Annotated in this window: 19 protein-coding genes and 2 tRNA genes; 7 read left to right on the forward strand and 14 right to left on the reverse strand. The window is 43.9% G+C overall.

All coding sequences use genetic code 11. From position 1 onward, the window contains the following. Positions 1–85: 85 nt before the first annotated feature. Positions 86–511 carry a nucleoside-diphosphate kinase gene (ndk, locus tag KDM90_RS02295; RefSeq protein ID WP_186915269.1) on the reverse strand — a complete coding sequence of 142 codons (426 nt, stop codon included), beginning with the start codon at positions 509–511 and terminating at the stop codon, positions 86–88. A 299-nt stretch (positions 512–810) separates the two neighbouring features. Between ndk and dbpA the strand changes: the two genes are divergently transcribed. From dbpA to KDM90_RS02330, 7 genes are all read left to right on the forward strand, one after another. Further along, positions 811–2,196 carry an ATP-dependent RNA helicase DbpA gene (gene dbpA, locus KDM90_RS02300; RefSeq protein WP_212673971.1) on the forward strand — a complete coding sequence of 462 codons (1,386 nt, stop codon included), beginning with the start codon at positions 811–813 and terminating at the stop codon, positions 2,194–2,196. A 62-nt stretch (positions 2,197–2,258) separates the two neighbouring features. Then, positions 2,259–2,897, forward strand: coding sequence for a response regulator (locus KDM90_RS02305; RefSeq protein WP_212673972.1), 639 nt, complete (start codon positions 2,259–2,261; stop codon positions 2,895–2,897). Between the two features lie 227 nt (positions 2,898–3,124). Further along, positions 3,125–3,499, forward strand: a complete 375-nt coding sequence (locus KDM90_RS02310; protein ID WP_212673973.1) for a response regulator — start codon at positions 3,125–3,127, stop codon at positions 3,497–3,499. Positions 3,500–3,557: 58 nt separating this feature from the next. Continuing rightward, positions 3,558–4,430, forward strand: a complete 873-nt coding sequence (locus tag KDM90_RS02315) for a Crp/Fnr family transcriptional regulator (protein ID WP_212673974.1) — start codon at positions 3,558–3,560, stop codon at positions 4,428–4,430. Positions 4,431–4,461: 31 nt separating this feature from the next. Beyond that, positions 4,462–5,301, forward strand: a complete 840-nt coding sequence (locus KDM90_RS02320) for a universal stress protein (protein WP_212673975.1) — start codon at positions 4,462–4,464, stop codon at positions 5,299–5,301. 259 nt (positions 5,302–5,560) lie between these two features. Continuing rightward, positions 5,561–7,552: an MASE3 domain-containing protein gene (locus KDM90_RS02325; protein ID WP_212673976.1), complete on the forward strand. Its 1,992-nt coding sequence runs from the start codon at positions 5,561–5,563 to the stop codon at positions 7,550–7,552. Between the two features lie 178 nt (positions 7,553–7,730). Further along, on the forward strand, positions 7,731–8,075 hold the full coding sequence (locus KDM90_RS02330) for a flagellar basal body protein (protein WP_212673977.1): 345 nt from the start codon (positions 7,731–7,733) through the stop codon (positions 8,073–8,075). Positions 8,076–8,142: 67 nt separating this feature from the next. Here the strand turns inward: KDM90_RS02330 and KDM90_RS02335 are convergent, their stop codons facing one another. The 13 genes from KDM90_RS02335 to KDM90_RS02395 form a co-directional block, all read right to left on the reverse strand. Beyond that, positions 8,143–8,931: a sulfite exporter TauE/SafE family protein gene (locus KDM90_RS02335; RefSeq protein ID WP_212673978.1), complete on the reverse strand. Its 789-nt coding sequence runs from the start codon at positions 8,929–8,931 to the stop codon at positions 8,143–8,145. A 15-nt stretch (positions 8,932–8,946) separates the two neighbouring features. Further along, positions 8,947–10,359, reverse strand: coding sequence for an oxygen-independent coproporphyrinogen III oxidase (gene hemN, locus KDM90_RS02340; protein WP_212673979.1), 1,413 nt, complete (start codon positions 10,357–10,359; stop codon positions 8,947–8,949). A 6-nt stretch (positions 10,360–10,365) separates the two neighbouring features. Then, positions 10,366–10,626: a hypothetical protein gene (locus tag KDM90_RS02345; protein WP_212673980.1), complete on the reverse strand. Its 261-nt coding sequence runs from the start codon at positions 10,624–10,626 to the stop codon at positions 10,366–10,368. Between the two features lie 111 nt (positions 10,627–10,737). Next, positions 10,738–11,295, reverse strand: coding sequence for a FixH family protein (locus KDM90_RS02350; protein WP_212673981.1), 558 nt, complete (start codon positions 11,293–11,295; stop codon positions 10,738–10,740). A 10-nt stretch (positions 11,296–11,305) separates the two neighbouring features. Next, positions 11,306–12,718 carry a cytochrome c oxidase accessory protein CcoG gene (ccoG, locus tag KDM90_RS02355; protein WP_212673982.1) on the reverse strand — a complete coding sequence of 471 codons (1,413 nt, stop codon included), beginning with the start codon at positions 12,716–12,718 and terminating at the stop codon, positions 11,306–11,308. Between the two features lie 51 nt (positions 12,719–12,769). After that, positions 12,770–13,783: a cytochrome-c oxidase, cbb3-type subunit III gene (ccoP, locus tag KDM90_RS02360; protein ID WP_212673983.1), complete on the reverse strand. Its 1,014-nt coding sequence runs from the start codon at positions 13,781–13,783 to the stop codon at positions 12,770–12,772. 2 nt (positions 13,784–13,785) lie between these two features. Then, positions 13,786–13,932: a cbb3-type cytochrome oxidase subunit 3 gene (locus tag KDM90_RS02365; protein WP_329605282.1), complete on the reverse strand. Its 147-nt coding sequence runs from the start codon at positions 13,930–13,932 to the stop codon at positions 13,786–13,788. A 30-nt stretch (positions 13,933–13,962) separates the two neighbouring features. Continuing rightward, positions 13,963–14,580 carry a cytochrome-c oxidase, cbb3-type subunit II gene (gene ccoO, locus KDM90_RS02370; RefSeq protein ID WP_212673984.1) on the reverse strand — a complete coding sequence of 206 codons (618 nt, stop codon included), beginning with the start codon at positions 14,578–14,580 and terminating at the stop codon, positions 13,963–13,965. Between the two features lie 27 nt (positions 14,581–14,607). After that, positions 14,608–16,047 (reverse strand): cytochrome-c oxidase, cbb3-type subunit I, encoded by a 1,440-nt coding sequence (gene ccoN / locus KDM90_RS02375; protein ID WP_212673985.1) that lies wholly within the window; start codon positions 16,045–16,047, stop codon positions 14,608–14,610. Between the two features lie 214 nt (positions 16,048–16,261). After that, positions 16,262–18,184 carry a SurA N-terminal domain-containing protein gene (locus KDM90_RS02380; RefSeq protein WP_212673986.1) on the reverse strand — a complete coding sequence of 641 codons (1,923 nt, stop codon included), beginning with the start codon at positions 18,182–18,184 and terminating at the stop codon, positions 16,262–16,264. A gap of 74 nt (positions 18,185–18,258) precedes the next feature. After that, a tRNA-Asp gene (locus KDM90_RS02385) sits at positions 18,259–18,335 on the reverse strand. Between the two features lie 21 nt (positions 18,336–18,356). Continuing rightward, positions 18,357–18,432, reverse strand: a tRNA-Val gene (locus KDM90_RS02390). A 47-nt stretch (positions 18,433–18,479) separates the two neighbouring features. Next, positions 18,480–18,752, reverse strand: a complete 273-nt coding sequence (locus tag KDM90_RS02395) for an HU family DNA-binding protein (protein WP_212673987.1) — start codon at positions 18,750–18,752, stop codon at positions 18,480–18,482. Between the last annotated feature and the right edge of the window lie 75 nt (positions 18,753–18,827).

Consider the following 18,827-nt stretch of genomic DNA (forward strand, 5'->3'; position numbering starts at 1 on the left):
TTAATACTTTTCAATTAATTTCGCGCATGGAGCGAATACCCCAAACAAAACCAATACCTACGTTAAACTTACTTCAACACGAATATTAACGTGAGTACACATTCAATGCTGGGAAGAAGTAAGCGATTTCAACAGCTGCAGTTTCCGCAGCGTCAGAACCGTGAACTGCATTCGCATCAATAGACTCAGCGAAATCAGCACGGATTGTGCCTTTTTCAGCCTTCTTAGGATCAGTTGCGCCCATCAAGTCACGATTTTTCAAAATCGCGCCTTCGCCTTCCAACACTTGCACAAAAACTGGGCCAGAGATCATGAAATCAACCAGATCTTTAAAGAATGGACGTGCTGCATGAACAGCATAAAAACCTTCCGCTTCCGCACGAGACAATTGTGTCAAACGAGCTGCCACAACTTTCAAGCCAGCGCCTTCGAAGCGACTGACGATTTGACCGATTACATTCTTTGCCACTGCGTCTGGTTTAATGATTGATAATGTACGTTCGATAGCCATCTAAAAACTCCAATAAAAAGAAAGGGTTAAGACAAAATTTCAAGAATTCATCTAACCTTAGATTTTAGCACGAAACCCTTAACTCTAGGGAACAAGTGCCAATATGCAATCTTAAAAAGAAACTCATTTTGCAAAAATAGCATATTAATTAAACCACCTCACCATTGAATACCCAAAACACTCACCTCTAGATGTCGGGGCGACAGGTAAATGTCATAGGTCAAAAATTCAAACTTGGTGCTTCTTCACTGCAACTGTTAGACTTCGGCTTCACTCTTTTTTAAATTTTGCACGACGCCATGATGCCTCTAACCAAACGCTTTTCAGATCTACCGCTCTCTTCGAGTTTGATTCAAAATCTGGGGAGTCTGGGATATCACGAAATGACGGATATTCAGGCAGCAAGCATTCCCGTTATGCTCGAACAAAAAGATCTGATCGCACAAGCAAAAACTGGCAGTGGCAAGACTGCTGCGTTCGGGATTGGAATCCTAAGCAAGCTCAATCCAAGCTACTTTGCCACCCAAGCTTTAATTATCTGCCCAACGCGAGAACTCGCAGATCAAGTTTCAAACGAACTACGTAGACTGGCCCGCGCAACGCCTAATATCAAAATCCTGACACTGTGTGGCGGCACCGCAATGCGCCCTCAAATTGCATCGCTGGAACATGGCGCTCACATTCTCGTTGGAACGCCTGGTCGTCTACTTGACCATATTGGAAGGAAAAGTGTGAATTTAAGCACCGTCCAAACTTTGGTTTTGGACGAAGCGGATCGAATGGTCGATATGGGATTCTATGAGGATATTGTTGGAATCGTTGCAGCATGTTCGCCCCGACGTCAGACATTGCTTTTTTCTGCCACATATCCTTCTGATATGCGAATGGCGACTGCTAGTTTTTTGCGCGACCCGATAGAAATTCGCGTTGAGAGCCAACATGCAAAGCAGCACATCGAACAACAATTTTTTTTAGTAAGTGCGGAAAATCGGAATTCAGCAGTCAGCAAACTATTGCTTCACTTCCATCCTATTTCAAGCATCGCGTTCTGCAACACAAAGATTCACTGCGATGAATTAGCCGAAGAACTACAACAGCAAGGCATTGCTGCGCTTGCATTGCACGGAGATTTGGAGCAACGCGACCGTGATGAAATTCTCATCTTGTTTGCGAACCAAAGTTGTTCAGTTCTCGTCGCGACCGACGTGGCTGCACGCGGAATTGATATTCAAGCACTCGGTGCGGTCATTAACGTCGACGTATCGAAAGATGCGGAAGTTCACGTTCACCGAATCGGCCGCACTGGTCGCGCTGGCGAACGCGGCCTCGCATTAACATTGGCGACGTCCAGTGAAAGGAAATGGGTCAAGCTCATTGAAGATTATCAAAACCAAGCAGCGAATTGGCAGCAACTTGAAGATCTGTCGACTAAACACATTGCGTTAACTGCACCCATGATTACTGTCTGTATTTCAGGCGGCAAGAAAGACAAGCTACGACCCGGAGATATACTTGGCGCATTAACAGGTGACGTTGGCCTCAGCAAGGACCAAGTTGGAAAAATCCACATCTTGGAATTTATCTCTTATGTCGCGGTCAAACGGGAAGTGATTGATATCGTCCTAAACAAATTATCAAGATGCAATATCAAGGGCCGCCAATTTAAAATTCGTGAAGTCACTTAAGCTTTATTTACGACTCGCCCAAAGCGCCATTTTTCTACCCGACTCTGACTCTCACTTAATTTATGATTCGAATACTCATAGCCGATGACCACACCATTATGCGCGAAGGCCTAAAACGCATACTCGATGGAAATGACGACATTCAAGTCATTGGCGAAGCAATCGATGGACATGACACGATTACCAAGGTTCGTTCCGAAGCGTTTGATGTTTTACTATTGGATCTATCGATGCCTGGGAGGAGTGGTGTCGATTTGATCCACCAGATTAAGGACGAGTTCCCCAAGCTGCCAGTACTGATATTAACGATGCACGAAGAGGAACAATATGCTGTCCGTGCGATTCGCGCAGGTGCAAATGGGTATCTAACAAAGGAAAGTGCTGGTACACAACTTGTCACAGCGATTCGCAAAGTGGCCGCTGGCAGACCCTACATTAGCATGGAAGTTGCAGAGCAACTTGCCATGTCAGCGATGCCAACCAGCAATCATCATCAGTCCGCACACACCTCTCTATCAGACCGCGAGTTTGAAGTTTTTTGCCATTTAGCAAAAGGCAAGTCCATCACCGAAATAGGCGAACTCCTTCACCTTAGCGTAAAGACAGTGAGTACACATAAAACACGTATTATGCAAAAAATGGACCTTCAATCTATTTCTGAACTGGTTCAGTACGCTATGACGCATCATTTGTTAAACTAAATTACGCCTCACTCACTTTTCATCTACTTGCCATACAGCATGGCAACTGGTACGCGCAGCCTGTCGGTCTACTTTGATCAAGTGAGGCTTACTCGCTAGGAATATTCCTACATTGGATTGGCAAATTCCCACAATTTAAATCAGCAATCACTGATTTAAATCAAGCATCGATCTCGCCATAATGGACACATGCAATCAACGCAAATCCATTAAAGAGCATCCGTGCCATGAACCTGTTTATCGTTGAAGATTCACTCCTAATTCAAAATCGCCTCGTCAGCTTTATCGAGGAGTTGTCTGATATCAGTATCGTTGGCATCACGCCAGACATCGGGAGTGCGTACGACAAGATTCTAAATGCGCATGCTGACGCCATGATCCTTGATATTCAACTTAGCGACGGCAATGGTTTGAATCTACTCAAAAAGATCAAGAATACACATCCAGAAATTCGAGTCGTTGTTCTGACAAATCATTCGAGCGAAGCAAATCGGATGCAAGCCTTAAGGGCTGGCGCAGACAGCTTCCTCGACAAATCCACCGATTTTGAACAGATCCCCAGCATTCTGCATCGCTGGCAAGCAACCGGACTAGGCCATTAAGCAACGACTAATTCAGCGATCAACCCATTTCCAAATTTAATTTCATAGAGAGTCAATCATGTCGAACTTATCTACAATCGCACAAGCAACACCAGCTCGCTTCGCAGACATTGGAACGATCAATGACAGCTCATGGCGTCAACAAGGTAGCTTATGGTCTAATTTACGTCAGATTTGCGACTTGCTTTCCATTCAAGCTCCCGCTACTGCGGATGACGAAGACACCCTCTTTCAGCATGTCCGTTTTAAAGCTGGTCAACGCATTCATCGAATCGGACAAGCTTTTGATACACTTTACATCGTCAACTCTGGTTTCTTGAAGACTGTTCATATCGATGAATATGGCAACGAACAGGTGCTAAGTTTCCCAATGAAAGGTGACCTATTAGGCATCGATGGCATTCACAAACAACACTACGCATCTGAAGCAATCGCGCTTAGCGACTGCGACATGATTTTAGTGCCGTACAAAACATTTGCAGCACTTGGTCGGCTCCATGTGGAATTAGAACAAGCTATGTTTAGTGTCATGAGTAGAGAAATCGTCAGAGAACAAATGATGATCAGCATGCTAAGTGCGTTGAGCGCTGAAGCTAAAGTTGCTCGCTTCCTAACCAATTTGGGAGAAAGATTCAATCAAATGGGTTACTCTGGACGTAGTTTCAACTTGCGTATGACCCGGCAAGAAATCGGCAGCTATTTAGGACTGACGCTAGAAACAGTTAGCCGTACTTTGTCGGCGCTAAATGAATTGGGAATGATTTCAGTCGAGCAAAGAGAAATCAATATCATTGACCCAACTGCATTAAAAACGCTACGCCGCTTGCCACCTGCAAAGTCAAGGATTAAAGTAACAGAAAAAGTTACAGCCTTAGTCAATAAAAATTTGCTTCCACAATGGAACGGTGAACTTGCGGCTGCGATGAATTGATTTTTCCACGACTTGAAATGCTGAGGTGACCATGACATACAAGACGCTTTTAGTCCACGTCGATGAATCAAAAAGTTCCACAAAAAGAACAGAACTTGCGCTTCAAATTGCAAACAAATTTGATTCTCATTTGACCGGGGTCGCACTCACAGGTATTTCTCGATATATTTTTGAAAGTACGGAATTAGGTGCGGGTGATCCCAACATCATGTTCCATCTATCTGCACTTCGTGAAAGAGCCGATAACGCTGTCAAACATTTCAAACGAATTTGTCTAGAACAAAATTATGAACGCTCAGAATCTTTGATCGCGAATGATGAGGCAAATGGTGGATTAGGCTTACGGGCACGTTACGCAGATTTGATTATCATTGGACAAACCAATCAGAATGAACCATCGCCCTCAGTCATGTCTGATTTTCCTGAATTTATGATAGTGAATTCGGGACGACCAGTGTTGATCGTGCCGCACACAGGCGAAACCAAAGATATCACCGGGCCATGTGCCGTCGCTTGGGATGGAAGCAGAGAATCTGCGCGTGCCATAACAGATGCCATTCCGCTGCTGAAATTAAGTGAACTTGTCCACTTGATTTTAATAAACCCAGAGCCAAAAGAGGGCACACATGGGGAAGAACCTGGAGCCGACCTTGCACTCTATCTCGCTCGTCACGGCATCAAGATTGAAGTAGTTCAACGATTGAGTAAATCAGATACCGGTGGAACCTTGCTGCAAATCTGTCAAGAATTGCAAGTCAACTGGTTAGTCATGGGCGGTTACGGGCATTCTCGCTTCCGTGAAATGATCATGGGGGGGACGACACGTACCATTTTGGAAAAGACCCACATTCCGGTTCTCATGTCACATTAAGCTTCTACCTTGTTGTACCCTGCTTCGACTCAATTGAGCAGGGTCATAACTACCAACGAGTTCGGAACTTCGGAGTCTTCAGCTCAATAAGACCAAGAGAAATTTGTCGTGTGCATTGTCAAAGATTCCTAGGTCGAGGCATCCTTGGTGAACGAAGCGGCAACTTCCAACCTTGTTTTTTCTATATTCAAGAATGCATTTCAATTAATCTTTAGCACACAGTACAATTCCCACTTCTAGTCAATGCCATCGCGTCCACATGAAAAATTTCATCCCCGCAGAATTGAAACGTCTCACTTGGACGAGTTTTGTGCTACTCGCACTCTCAATCAGCCTCTGGTCTAATCGCGAGTTAGTTGCAGAATTTAAGGTGCCACATGCACTAACCATACACACCGCCCTAGAGACGGCGACCATCATCATTTTTGCGTCGGTATTTATCGTCTGTTGGAATGCTTTCGGTGAACTGCGGAAACGAAGTAGCTTAATTCTCGCCGTTACATTCTTATGCGCAGCCATATTTGGTTTTTTTCACATTATTTCTTTTCAAGGAATGCCAGGATTTACCGAACCAATCGACATGCACAAGTCCCTCAGCTTTTGGCTATTATCACGCTCATTGATCACCTTCACGCTGCTTGGGCTAGTCATACACACTGCAGATATCGATGTGCCGAATCATTTCGCACAACTCAGCATTTACCTAGGCTTATTGGCGACTGCAGCAGTAACGCTTTTGGTATTTCAAGCTCCTGAAATATTACCAATTACCTATTTAAAGGATATCGGACAAACGAGTTTTAAAGTGCATTGCGAGATCGTGTTAGTGGTTACGAATAGCATCACTGCATTCCTCTTCTATCAACAAGTGTTCGCGACCAAAAATTTAAGTGTTGAAGGCCATCTTAAAATCAAACGCAGCTTACTTTTTTTTGCTGCAGCGATGATGGCCGTTTCTGAAACTTATTTCTCTCTTTATCGCCTTCCAGACGAATTATTTGTCGCGATTGGGCATGCCTTCCAAGTTTTTGCGGCACTAGCAATCTATCGCGGCATGGTGGGCATCAACATACATGCACCTTATTCCAGTCTAATAGAAAGCACCCAGCATTTGCAATCGGCGGCGGACGAACTGAGAATTCATAAACAACGGTTGACAGGCGTAATTGAGACTGCGATGGATGGTATCCTGACAATCGATGATCAACATAAAATTATCCTTGTCAATCCAGCAGCCGCAAGTATTTTTGGTTATACAGTCAATGATTTACTCGGCTCGTCAATTGAAGTAGTCATTCCAATGCGGCATCGGCATGTGCATGGGCACCACGTTAATCAGTTTGGTGAACGAGGGACTACCCGACGCAAAATGGGCAGTAGCTTTGATGACTACTATGTTACAGGTCTTCATGCCAACGGCTCTGAATTCCCAATCGAGGCGTCGATTTCCAGCTTAATCGAAAATAACAAACGCTTTTTCACTGTAATTTTTCGAGACATCAGTGAACGTAAACTTGCAAAAGAAAAAATGGCACAGTACCACTCTGAACTAAGCCAACTATCATCAGCACTTCAGAGTATTCGTGAAGAGGAGCGCAAACACATCGCGCGTGAACTCCATGATGACCTAGGTCAGCTTTTGGCAGCATTACGAATGGATTTATCACTATTACAGAGGGAACAAAATTTATCCGATAGGTCGAGACGCACGCTAACCAGCATGGACCAACTTCTGCTCACGTCGATCACGACTCTGAGGAGAATCGCGACAGATCTACGGCCGCGCGCGTTGGACGAAGGTGGTTTATTTTTCGCTTTACAAACTCTGCAAAAAGAATTTTCTCAAAGGCATGGTGTTCATTGTGATTTGATTGCGGATGAAGAACAACTGATACTCGATGATGAAAAAAGTACAGCTATCTATCGCATAATTCAGGAATCACTGACGAACGTTGCACGCCACGCGAAGGCAAGTCATGTCAATATTCAATTTTCTCGGAGTCACGACGTCTTATCTTTCATCATTCAAGACGATGGACGAGGCATTGAAGAAGGGGCAATGAACAAAACGCGTTCTTTTGGCTTAGTAGGAATGCGCGAGAGAATTAAAGCGATGCAAGGAGAATTCAAAGTACAAAGCGAGGTCGGCAAAGGAACGCAAATTCAAATTCAAATCCCTCTATTAAATCCAATAAAAATGGGCAATCCGCCAAATTTGCAACATTCAATTAGTGCTGACCTTCATCACTAAGAATCAAGGCAAGAGCTTAATAGAGAATATTCGATGTTAAATCTTGTCAAACAATTTAATCCGCACTATCCACGCCGGCATAGACCATTAAAATTTGCTTGCAGCTTAGAAAAAATCCACTAAGCTTACAACAAAGAATCCGTCGTCTAAAAGCTTAATTTAATTAAAAGGCTCCGCAATGTCTATTGGCGCACTCAATGCAGGTCTATCCGGACTCAAAGCGTTCCAGTCCGCACTCGACAACAACGCAAACAATATTGCGAACGCGTCCACCAAGAATTATCAGGTTGCCAGCGTTAGTTTTCAGGAAGGAGCAAACGGTGGTGTCGTAGTAAATATTAGCAAAGCAAGTGAAGATTTGGCACGCCAAGAAATCATGGGTGAACCGAGCAATTCAAGCAGTACTGATCTTGCGAATGAACTGACACAACAACTACAATTCAAAGCAGGATTCCAGATCTCCGCAAAATTGATCGACACGGCAGATGAGGTCTTCAACTCGATTCTCAAATTGCAAGAATAATATTTCTTCACTCCCCTCTTCTCGCACGAAACAAATCAAACTAATTTCCCACAAGCCACTACCATCATCAACGTGGCGTGACGCATAAGAAATCTGGCATTCTATCCATATTTCCAAAGTACATTCCCACAACACCTAGCGTGATCAAAATAAATGCAAAAAGCATTTGTACAATTTGCATACGACTACTCTGCTTCAACTTTCTCGAGATTGCCTGTGCGACTAGCAAGTGAGGAAGAGCCGCCAAACCGAATAGCACCATCAGCAAAGCACCTGACCACATCGCACCTGACAAGAGAGCAAAAGGCGCAATGGCATACGATAATCCACAGGGCAATGCCCCCCAAGCCATCCCAGTCAAGAACGGCTGGCGTCGACCACTCTGCATCAACGGTATTAATTTTGTGTAGCCATATTGAATAAATTGACCGAACTTCTCTGGTAAAAAATGGCGAAATTGAATTCCAGCGAGCCGAAGTCCCAACAAAATTAAAGCAAAATTACCCAGGTAATAGAACCAAGATGAAATAGTGGAATCGACTTTCCAGCTTAAGCTCGCACCTCCCAAGCCACCAAATGCTGCACCTACCATGCCATAGGTAAATAATCGGCCTAGATGTAATTTTGCTTGAAAAAACCAATATGAGGATGCAGTTCCACTGGAAAAAGAAAGAGATTTTGAAGCGACTTCTGTCAATGAAATAGGGACTATAGGGATCACAGAAGTCGGATTTATTTTCTGCCCATTTGACATGTGACTAAAAATACTAGCGATTCCACCGCACATTCCAACGCAGTGAAAACCGCCAATTCCACCCGCCGCCAAGGCGGCCAAAATGAGCGGGAAAGTCAGCATGTTTTTTAGTAGAAATTAGATAAGCTTCGAATATTTGGCAGCAGTTTGACGCGACAAATATTGATCGAAAATCATACTAAATGCCCGTACAAACATTCTTCCTTTTGGTTTCACACTAATTTTTGCGGAAGTAATATCCATTAAACCTTCATTGGCATACTCTTGAATTCGTTCAATTTCTTGTCCAAAGTAATCAGCAAATTGAATTTGATGGCGTGACTCAATATCATTAATATCGATGGAACTGCAACACATCAAAGTCATGATCAATTCGCGCCGTAATAGATCATCTTGGCTTAAATCAAAACCCTTCTCAACTGGCAATCTGCCTTCATCTAGTGCGGCGTAGTACTCATCCAATGTGCGGACATTTTGTACATATGATGCACCTACCTTCCCGATAGATGACAATCCGAGTGCAATCAAATCACAATCAGCCCGCGTAGTGTATCCCTGGAAGTTACGATGCAAAGACTTATCTTTCATCGCAACAGCCAAGCTATCATCGGGTTTTGCAAAATGATCTAAGCCAATATAGACATACCCCTCGTCTAAAAGACGACGCAGTGACATAAGAAAAATTTGCAATCGTTGTTCAGCAGGTGGTAAGTCCGCCTCATTTATTCGACGCTGCGGTTTAAATCGAGTCGGCAAATGGGCATAGTTATACAAGGCAATTCGTGCTGGTGACAAAGCAATTACCTGATCCAAAGTTCGGGAAAAACTTTCTAAATTTTGCTTAGGCAAACCATAAATCAAGTCAAAATTTATCGAGCCGAAACCCACTGCCCGACTTTGCTCAATACAATTTTTCACCATTTCAAATGGCTGAATTCGATGCACCGCTAGTTGTACTTGTTCATCAAAATCTTGTACGCCAAGACTTGTACGATTAAAACCCACATCCGCTAACAGTTGAAGTGACTCTTCAGTGACGGTGCGAGGATCAATCTCAATCGAGATTTCCGCATCCTCAGAAAAGCTAAAATTAGCGCGAAGCATAGACATCAAGCGACGCATTTCCTCAGAGCTCAAAAATGTCGGCGTGCCACCACCCAAATGCAATTGCGAAATTATTTCTTGGCCAGGCAAATGACGCTTCACCAATTCGAGCTCTTTGGTCAAATAATCGAGATAAATTGCCGACTTGGACCTATCCTTTGTTATCACCTTATTGCAGGCGCAGTAGTAACAAAGCGATGCGCAAAACGGAATGTGAATATACAGAGATAAGGGTGCTTTCCTTGATGCTGAATTCCGCTCTTGCAAGTACTTAACATAGGATGACTCAGTAAAGCCAGTGTGAAATCGATCTGCTGTCGGATATGATGTATAGCGAGGACCTAAAGAATCAAATTTCCTAATCAACTCTTCAGAGATCTCTAAGTTGTCTTTGATAATTTTTTCTGGTGTGGTGGACGATACCATTTTGTTCTATCGAATTTTCTGTAAAAGTAATGCTGTTAGCCAGCTTGATATAACACCAAGTGCCCAAAACATCAAAAAACCAATCGTATAGGCTCCAAGCATGTGGACTTGCAATTTTTCATCTAATACGATCAACTCCATAGGATCTACCAAACTGAAAAATACACCGGTCCCAACACATGCCATCAAAAATGCTGGCCACAAGACGACCATAAGCATCGAGCGAACGGAAATTTTTTCGTGTTGCACTTCGCTATTCTGTTCCAAACTTCACCTCTCTACTTTTTATTTATACGAGACAAGCCAACAACATAATTCTGAGCATACAACAACCAAGGAAAAACAACCACGCCTAATAATATAAATCTCACTCCACTTTTAATTCAATGGAGAAATCGATAGTTTTTTCTCCAAAGGATTATGCCAATCCCCCGTCAAACGCCATTCATTCGTTTCAAGTTTGACGTGAAGAATTTGGATTTTCGATTGGTTCAAGGCTTTCTCAAATTTTGGATCTTGCAACAAATTTGCCTCATACGTTCCAGCACCCACTAGCTTCATTGGCAGACGACGAACAACCTCTTCGACCCCTCCTTCTAAGGCCCCAGAACTGGCCAAACTAATTTGGACTTCTTGCGGCAAAGCTTGGTTCGACTTAACGCTCATCAAAATTTTATTGTTTGAAAGATCCAGCTGTAGAGAAGCGTTTAATGCTAACTCTCGTGCTTTAGCATCACGCTGTAAGTTTGTATTGATCATCAGGCCTTGGCGATAGTAATCCTTTGCCACAACTTGATCGGCGCCACGAAAAGCGATCAAGCCAGTAAACAAACTAGCGCATACAACCAGCAATGGGCCGCCAACAACTAGCAAAAGCCAAGGTTCCTTAAACCAACTGTCTTTCTTAATCGGCTGCGTCAAAATTCCGCTATTCATACTTATTCCTCTATTTGGGGACGATAAAGACAGCTTTTTCCGTCACTGTTACTTTACTATTTTGATCATCTATTACACTGAACTTTATCCGATTTGAGCCGATCGGAGCAGAGCCTGCGGGAATCCGAACTCGCACAGGAAAGGCTCGACTAGTCGCGGCATTAATTGAAATTTGTGTTTCATTAACAATCTCCGCACCGGGAATCCCTTTTACACTGATTTGATACTTTCTTTCAGTTTCTTGCGTATTCATAATTTGCAAGCGATAGACATTCTCGATCGCACCGACCTCGGTAATTTTCGGCATCGCACGATCACGAATCACGTCTACCTTTAGAGGAATTCGGTACGCCAAGGAAATCGCGGCAGCGAGGATAATCATGCCAAGTATGGAACCGTAAATCAGGGTACGCAATCGAAATACATGCTTCCACATCGCATCTTTAGACATCTTTTGGGCTAAAGCATGTTCTGTGGTGTATCGAACCAGACCGCGTTCGTAACCCATTTTATCCATCACTTGATCGCAGCCATCAATACACGCGCCACACGCGATGCATTCATATTGCAAACCGTTACGAATATCGATGCCAGTTGGGCAGACCTGCACACAGATACCACAATCAATACATGCCCCTAGGCCTTCGGCTTTGTAATCTATTTTCTTAGTGCGGGGGCCACGAGGCTCTCCTCGTTCAGTATCGTAAGTAACGATCAATGTATCTTTATCAAACATCGCGCTTTGAAAGCGTGCATAAGGACACATGTATTTACATACTTGTTCACGCATAAATCCTGCATTGCCATAGGTCGCAAATGCGTAAAAAAGAAACCAAAAGGTCTCCCATGGGCCGAGTGAAAATCCAGATAATTCAGTCGCTAAAGTATGAATGGGGGTGAAGTAACCGACAAAAGTAAACCCGGTCCATAAAGCAATCGCCAACCATATCAAATGCTTGGTAGTTTTCAAGCGAAACTTGGTGAAAGACATAGGAGATTGATCTAGGCGAATTCGCGCACTGCGATCCCCTTCGATTTTCGCCTCAACCCACATAAAAATTTCTGTATATACCGTCTGCGGACAAGCATAGCCACAGAACAACCGCCCCGCAATTGCCGTGAACAGAAATAAAGACAAGGCGGAAATAACCAACAAAACCGCAAGATAAATAAAATCTTGCGGCCATAAAATCATGCCAAAAATATAGAACTTACGATTGACTAAATCAAACAAAACCGCTTGCCTATCATTCCAATTCAGCCAAGCCGTTCCATAAAATAAAAATTGCGTAAAAAATACCAAGACCCAACGCCAAGTTTGAAACCAGCCTTTTTGAGTTCGCGGATAGATTTTCTTCCGCTCTTCGAATAGTGCTAACTCAGCTTCCTCGATCGGCACTGGGATGATTGGTATTTTCTTCATAATTAACTTTGGTCTAATTAAATTGCCGGCGGCTAGCCGGCAAAATTACAGCTATTTAGCTACTGGAGCGTTTGGAGTCTCGCTGGTTGCAGATGCACTTTCAATCTGTTTCAACGCTACCGCCTCTGGTTCGCTGACCATCGTCTTACCAGAATTAGAAAGCCCCCACACATACGCCGTTAACAAATGAATCTTGGCATCTGTCAAAATTGCTTTGTGTGCAGGCATCTGATTTCCACGTCCTTTATTGATCGCTTCCATAATATTGTCAATGCCACCGCCATACAACCAAATTTTGTCGGTTAAGTTTGGCGATCCAATCGCTTGATTGCCTTTGCCGTCGGCACCATGGCAGGCCGCACAAACACCAAATTTCCCTTTGCCCAATGCAGCCTTAATTGGATCATGCGCCGCACCTGATAAACTCATCACATAATTGGCAACGTTTTTCACATCATCCTCAGAACCCAATGCAGCTGCCATTGGAGGCATCTGACCTTGACGACCTTCTTGCAAAGTCAACTTGATCGTTTCCGGTGACCCGCCATATAACCAGTCCGTATCAGTAAGATTAGGATACCCCTTTCCACCTTGCGCATCCGATCCATGACATTGTGCACAACTATTTAAAAACAAGCGTTGACCAATCTCATGTGCTTTAGGATCAGCAGCGACTTGTTTAACGTCAGTATTTAAATACTGGTTAAACAAGGGACCATATTGTGCTTCGCCATCCTTCATTTCTTTGGCATAGGCGCCTTCCTGACTCCAGGAAAACGTTCCTTGGTATGCACCCATTCCAGGATAAACAACCAAGTAACCAACACTGTAAATCAGCGTCAAGTAAAACAACCACATCCACCATTTTGGTAAAGGATTGTTTTGCTCCATCAAAGATTCGTCCCAAACGTGACCAGTCGTTTCAGCAGGCAAAGGCTTGCCATCCGAACCGATTTTCACCTTTACTTTCGATTGCGACCATAACAAAAATGCACATGCCGCGATACTGATTGCAGTAACGATGGCGATCGCGGTACCCCACCATTCACTTATAAAGTCTGCCATGGCTATTTTCCATTCTCTTCATCTTGTGGCAATTGTGCCAATTCTTCAAATCGGGCCTTGTTATTGGAACTAAAAGCCCAGTATAGGATCCCGATGAAGGCAATCATGCTGATTACCGTCATCGCACTACTTAAGATTGTAAAATTCACTTTCGAATCTCCTAATCAGCTCTAGTTATCCTAGTTTTTGTTCTTAATTGCTGTACCCAACACCTGCAAATACGCAATTAAAGCTTCCATTTCGGACTTACCTGCAACATCGTCTGAAGCTTTTGCGATATCTTCGGCTGTATAAGGCACGCCTAATGTTTGCATCGCGCGCATTCTAGGAGCCATTCCAGCACCATCAACAGATGCTTTCAATAACCAAGGATAGGCGGGCATATTTGATTCTGGCACCACAGAACGAGGGTCAGTCAAGTGATCCTTGTGCCATGTATCGCTATAACGTCCACCGACGCGCGCCAAGTCTGGACCAGTCCGTTTACTACCCCACTGGAATGGATGATCATATACAGACTCGCCCGCCACTGAATAATGACCATAGCGTTCGGTCTCAGCGCGGAAGGGACGAATCATTTGTGAATGGCAACCATAGCAGCCTTCACGTAAATAAATATCCCGTCCAGCCAATTGTAAAGCTGTGTAAGGTTTAACGCCTTGCACTGCCTGAGTTGTCGACTTCTGAAAAAACAGTGGCACGATTTCAACCAAACCACCAACACTGATCGTCAAAATAACCAGCACCAACATAAGACCGATATTGCGCTCGATCAAATCATGAGTAAATTTACGCATTGAGATTCTCCTGATGATTACTCGAGATTAGGCGTGAGCCGAATTTGCTGGCAATGCTGGAATCGCATTGTTTGCAGGTTTAGCGAGCATCATCGTTTTAGCAACGTTATAGACCATCAACAACATACCGCTGAGGTACAACACGCCGCCTGCTAAACGAATGACATAGTATGGATAAGTTGCTTTTACAGATTCAACGAATGTATAAGTCAAAGTGCCATCTTCATTCACCGCACGCCACATCAGTCCCTGCATCACACCAGCAATCCACATCGCAGCGATATACAAAACGATACCAATCGTCGCAATCCAGAAATGTATTTCAATCAAACGCTTGCTGTACATTTCAGTTTGCCCAAACAGTCGCGGAACGAGATAGTACAAACTACCAATCGAGATAAAGCCAACCCAACCTAACGCACCGGAATGAACATGTCCAACAGTCCAATCAGTGTAATGCGACAAGGCATTCACTGTTTTGATCGCCATCATAGGACCTTCAAATGTCGACATACCATAGAACGACAATGAAACGATTAAGAAGCGCAAAATTGGATCTGAGCGTAATTTGCTCCACGCCCCAGATAAAGTCATGATGCCGTTGACCATACCACCCCAAGATGGAGCCAGCAAAATCAACGAGAACAACATACCGATGGACTGCGCCCAATCTGGCAACGCTGTGTAGTGCAAATGATGCGGACCTGCCCACATGTAAGTAAAAATCAATGCCCAGAAGTGAACGATAGACAAACGATAGGAATACACAGGGCGACCAATTTGCTTAGGCACGAAGTAGTACATCATCCCCAAGAAACCAGCAGTCAAAAAGAAACCGACCGCGTTATGACCATACCACCATTGAACCATCGCATCTTGTACGCCAGAATAAGCAGAATACGATTTCAAGAATGAGACTGGCATTGCAGCACTGTTGACGATATGCAAAACCGCAACAGCAACAATGAATGCGCCAAAGAACCAATTCGCAACATAAATGTGCTCAACCTTACGCTTTACGATCGTACCGAAAAACACAATAGCGTAAGAAACCCACACTAAAGCGATCAAGATATCGATTGGCCATTCTAATTCAGCATATTCTTTACCTTGCGTAAAACCTAGAGGCAAAGTCACAGCTGCAGCCACAATCACCAACTGCCAGCCCCAGAATACAAATTCAATCAAAGGACCACCAAACAAGCGCGCATTTGTCGTACGTTGCACGACGTAAAACGAGGTTGCAAACAAGGCGCAGCCACCAAAGGCAAAAATCACCGCATTTGTGTGCAATGGGCGCAAGCGTCCATAGCTCAACCAGGAAATACCGGATAAAAATTCTGGCCAGGCAAGTTGAGTTGCAATCAGCACGCCCACGAGCATGCCGACTACGCCCCAAACTACTGCCATGACAGAAAATTGGCGAACAACTCGATAGTTGTAGGTGTTTTCATTGTTTATTGTCATGATCTCACTCGGTTAATAAAATTACAGATGCAGGATAGCAATCGTTCCCCTGAGCTACATTGATACAAATCAAATATAACCTGTATTGCAAAGCAACTTTTCATTGAATAGAAGATTTACTTCAGAACACGATAAAAACACCACAATTAGCGTTCAATTGGACAAAAAAAAAGACAGTCGCGAGGACTGTCTTTTTATCTTCTAGATCGTTGAATTAAGGTGCATTCGTACCAGCTTTACGGTTTAGCGCCGCACTATTTATTTCAACTTTTGCTTTTTTCTTCAATGCTTCGATATAGCTATATACGTCCTGTTGTGCGGTAGCATTTTCCAATTGCTGCGCCTCACTTGCTCGACGTGCAGAATCCGGTGTACCGCTTGCAACTTTAGAGATACGATAAATTTCGTAGCCAATTCCGGGCACATCAATTCCCACGAAAGCAGGTAGTTTTTGAACATCTGCTTTAACGATTGCAAGCAAAGACTCATTACTAAAATCTGCCTTCTTCAAACGCGAAACTGTTTTCACCTCAGAAAAGCCTGCGGCGTTGTCCGCTGTCTTCAACGCTTGTAGTTTCGCCTCACCGGTTTTTTTCGCAAGTGCCAACGCTTCAGTTTCAGTGACACGCGCCTGAATAACAGCCTTCACCTCATCAAAAGGCCTCTTTGATGCAGGTTTATACTCCACCACACGCCCAGATAGCAAAGTGTTTGGCGCAATTTCGATCGCCTCGATGTTATTTTTCTTTTTCAACGCATCTTCAGAAAAGATTGCAGTCAAAAATTTAGTATTATTTGCAATCATTGTAGCTGGCATTCCTGGAATAGGTTGGCGATTTAAATTGGAAACCTTTTCTATTTTTAGCTTCAATTTATCAGCCACCGCCTGCAAGCTATCAGACTGCTCATAGACCGTGTTCGTAAACACCTCTGCAGCTTCAGCATATGCCTTCGATGCTTTTTGTTTTTTAATGTCAGCCACAAGCTGGGCTTTCACTTCTTCGAGCGGCTTGACTGCTTTCGGTTTAATTGAAGTCAGTTGAATGATGTGTATGCCGTAAGCGGTTTGCACCAAGGAACTGATTTCGCCCTCTTTCAATTTGAATGCCGCTTCATCAAAATTTTTCTCCATCGAACCGCGCGCGAAGAAATCTAAATCACCACCGCGTTCCGCTGAACCGGGATCTTGAGAATTTTCTTTAGCTAACTTTGCAAACTGCGTCGGATCTTTGCGAACTTGTGCTAATAATGCTTCTGCTTTCGCCTTAACAGCCCTAGCCTCGGACTCAGGAGCATCTTTCTTCAGATTCAACAAAATATGACTTGCCCGACGCAATTCATCGGTCGTGTAATTCGTCTTATTTTGTTCATAGTGACCGGCAACTTCCGCATCACTCACAACGATTTGCGCTGCCAAAGCGTCATTACTTAAGACAACATATTCAGCATTGACTATTTCAGGAATTTCAAACTGCTTAGGATTCTTGTCATAGTAGGCACGCATCATTTGTTCGCTTACTTTGACTTCAGATGCAAAATCTTTTGCTTTGAAGTTCAATAACTGCACATCACGTTCTTGCTCAGAAATCGACGCAATCCGTTCAGCGACGGTTTTTGGACTGATCGCGGTATTTTGAATTGATCCAATTAACTGCTGTAAGACGAGATCCTGACGCAAACTGGACTCGTACATTGCTGGCGTCATATTCTGCATCGCCAACAAGCTCTTGTAACGCTCGGTATCAAAACTATTATCAGGTTTCTTTAAACCTGGCGTTTCCAAAATATTTGCTTGCAAAGCTTGATCAGTCACCGTTAACTTAGTTTTAGCAGCTTCGACGATCAATGCTTTTCGAGCGATCAAATCATCCAAAATTCCTTTGCGAGCCTCAGGCGTATTTAACATTTGCGCATCGAAATCCGGCCCGTACGCTTGTTTCAAGCGATCTAGTTGATTGCGTAGTGCTTGGTCGAATTCTTGTTGACTAACGGCTTGCCCTGCCACCGTTGCAACCGACGTATTCGCGTCACGTGAACGCAAAAAACTGTCGACGCCAAATAGCGCGAACGAAGGGAAAATGATCACCAAGAGCACGCCTTGCATGATGCGTTTATGGGTACGAATATACTCAAACATGATTGACCAATCAATTCGAAATTTACAACTTGAAAATATAAAAAAAGGCGAACAAACGTTCGCCTTTTAGATGTTGGCGGAGCGGACGGGGCTCGAACCCGCGACCCCCGGCGTGACAGGCCGGTATTCTAACCAACTGAACTACCACTCCAAATACAGCACTATTAAAGTCTGGTGGGCGCTGAGAGGCTCGAACTCCCGACCTAAGCCTTGTAAGGGCTCCGCTCTACCAACTGAGCTAAGCGCCCGACAATTTAATAGTTGTGCAATCTGATCACTCAAATTGCTAAGTGCATTAGTTTACCGCATCTTTCAAAGCTTTGCCAGGCTTAAATTTTGGAACCTTAGCAGATTTGATTTTAATTGCTTCGCCAGTACGTGGATTGCGACCAGTACGTGCAGCACGCTTGCCGACAGAAAAAGTACCAAAACCAACCAAAGTCACAGTCCCGTTTTTCTTCAAAGTTGTTTTCACAGCCGCAATCACCGCATCCAATGCACGAGCTGAAGCAGCTTTCGACAAATCCGCGGATTTAGCGATATGGTCGATCAATTCAGTTTTATTCACTTATGGTCCCCTCACAAAAAATTAAGACTTCGATGGTATTTCCGACTATTTATTTCAGCACATACTTACTCTACA

It is taken from the genome of Affinundibacterium fentianense (genome assembly GCF_018139545.1).
Classification (GTDB): Bacteria; Pseudomonadota; Gammaproteobacteria; order Burkholderiales; family Burkholderiaceae_D; genus Undibacterium; species Undibacterium fentianense.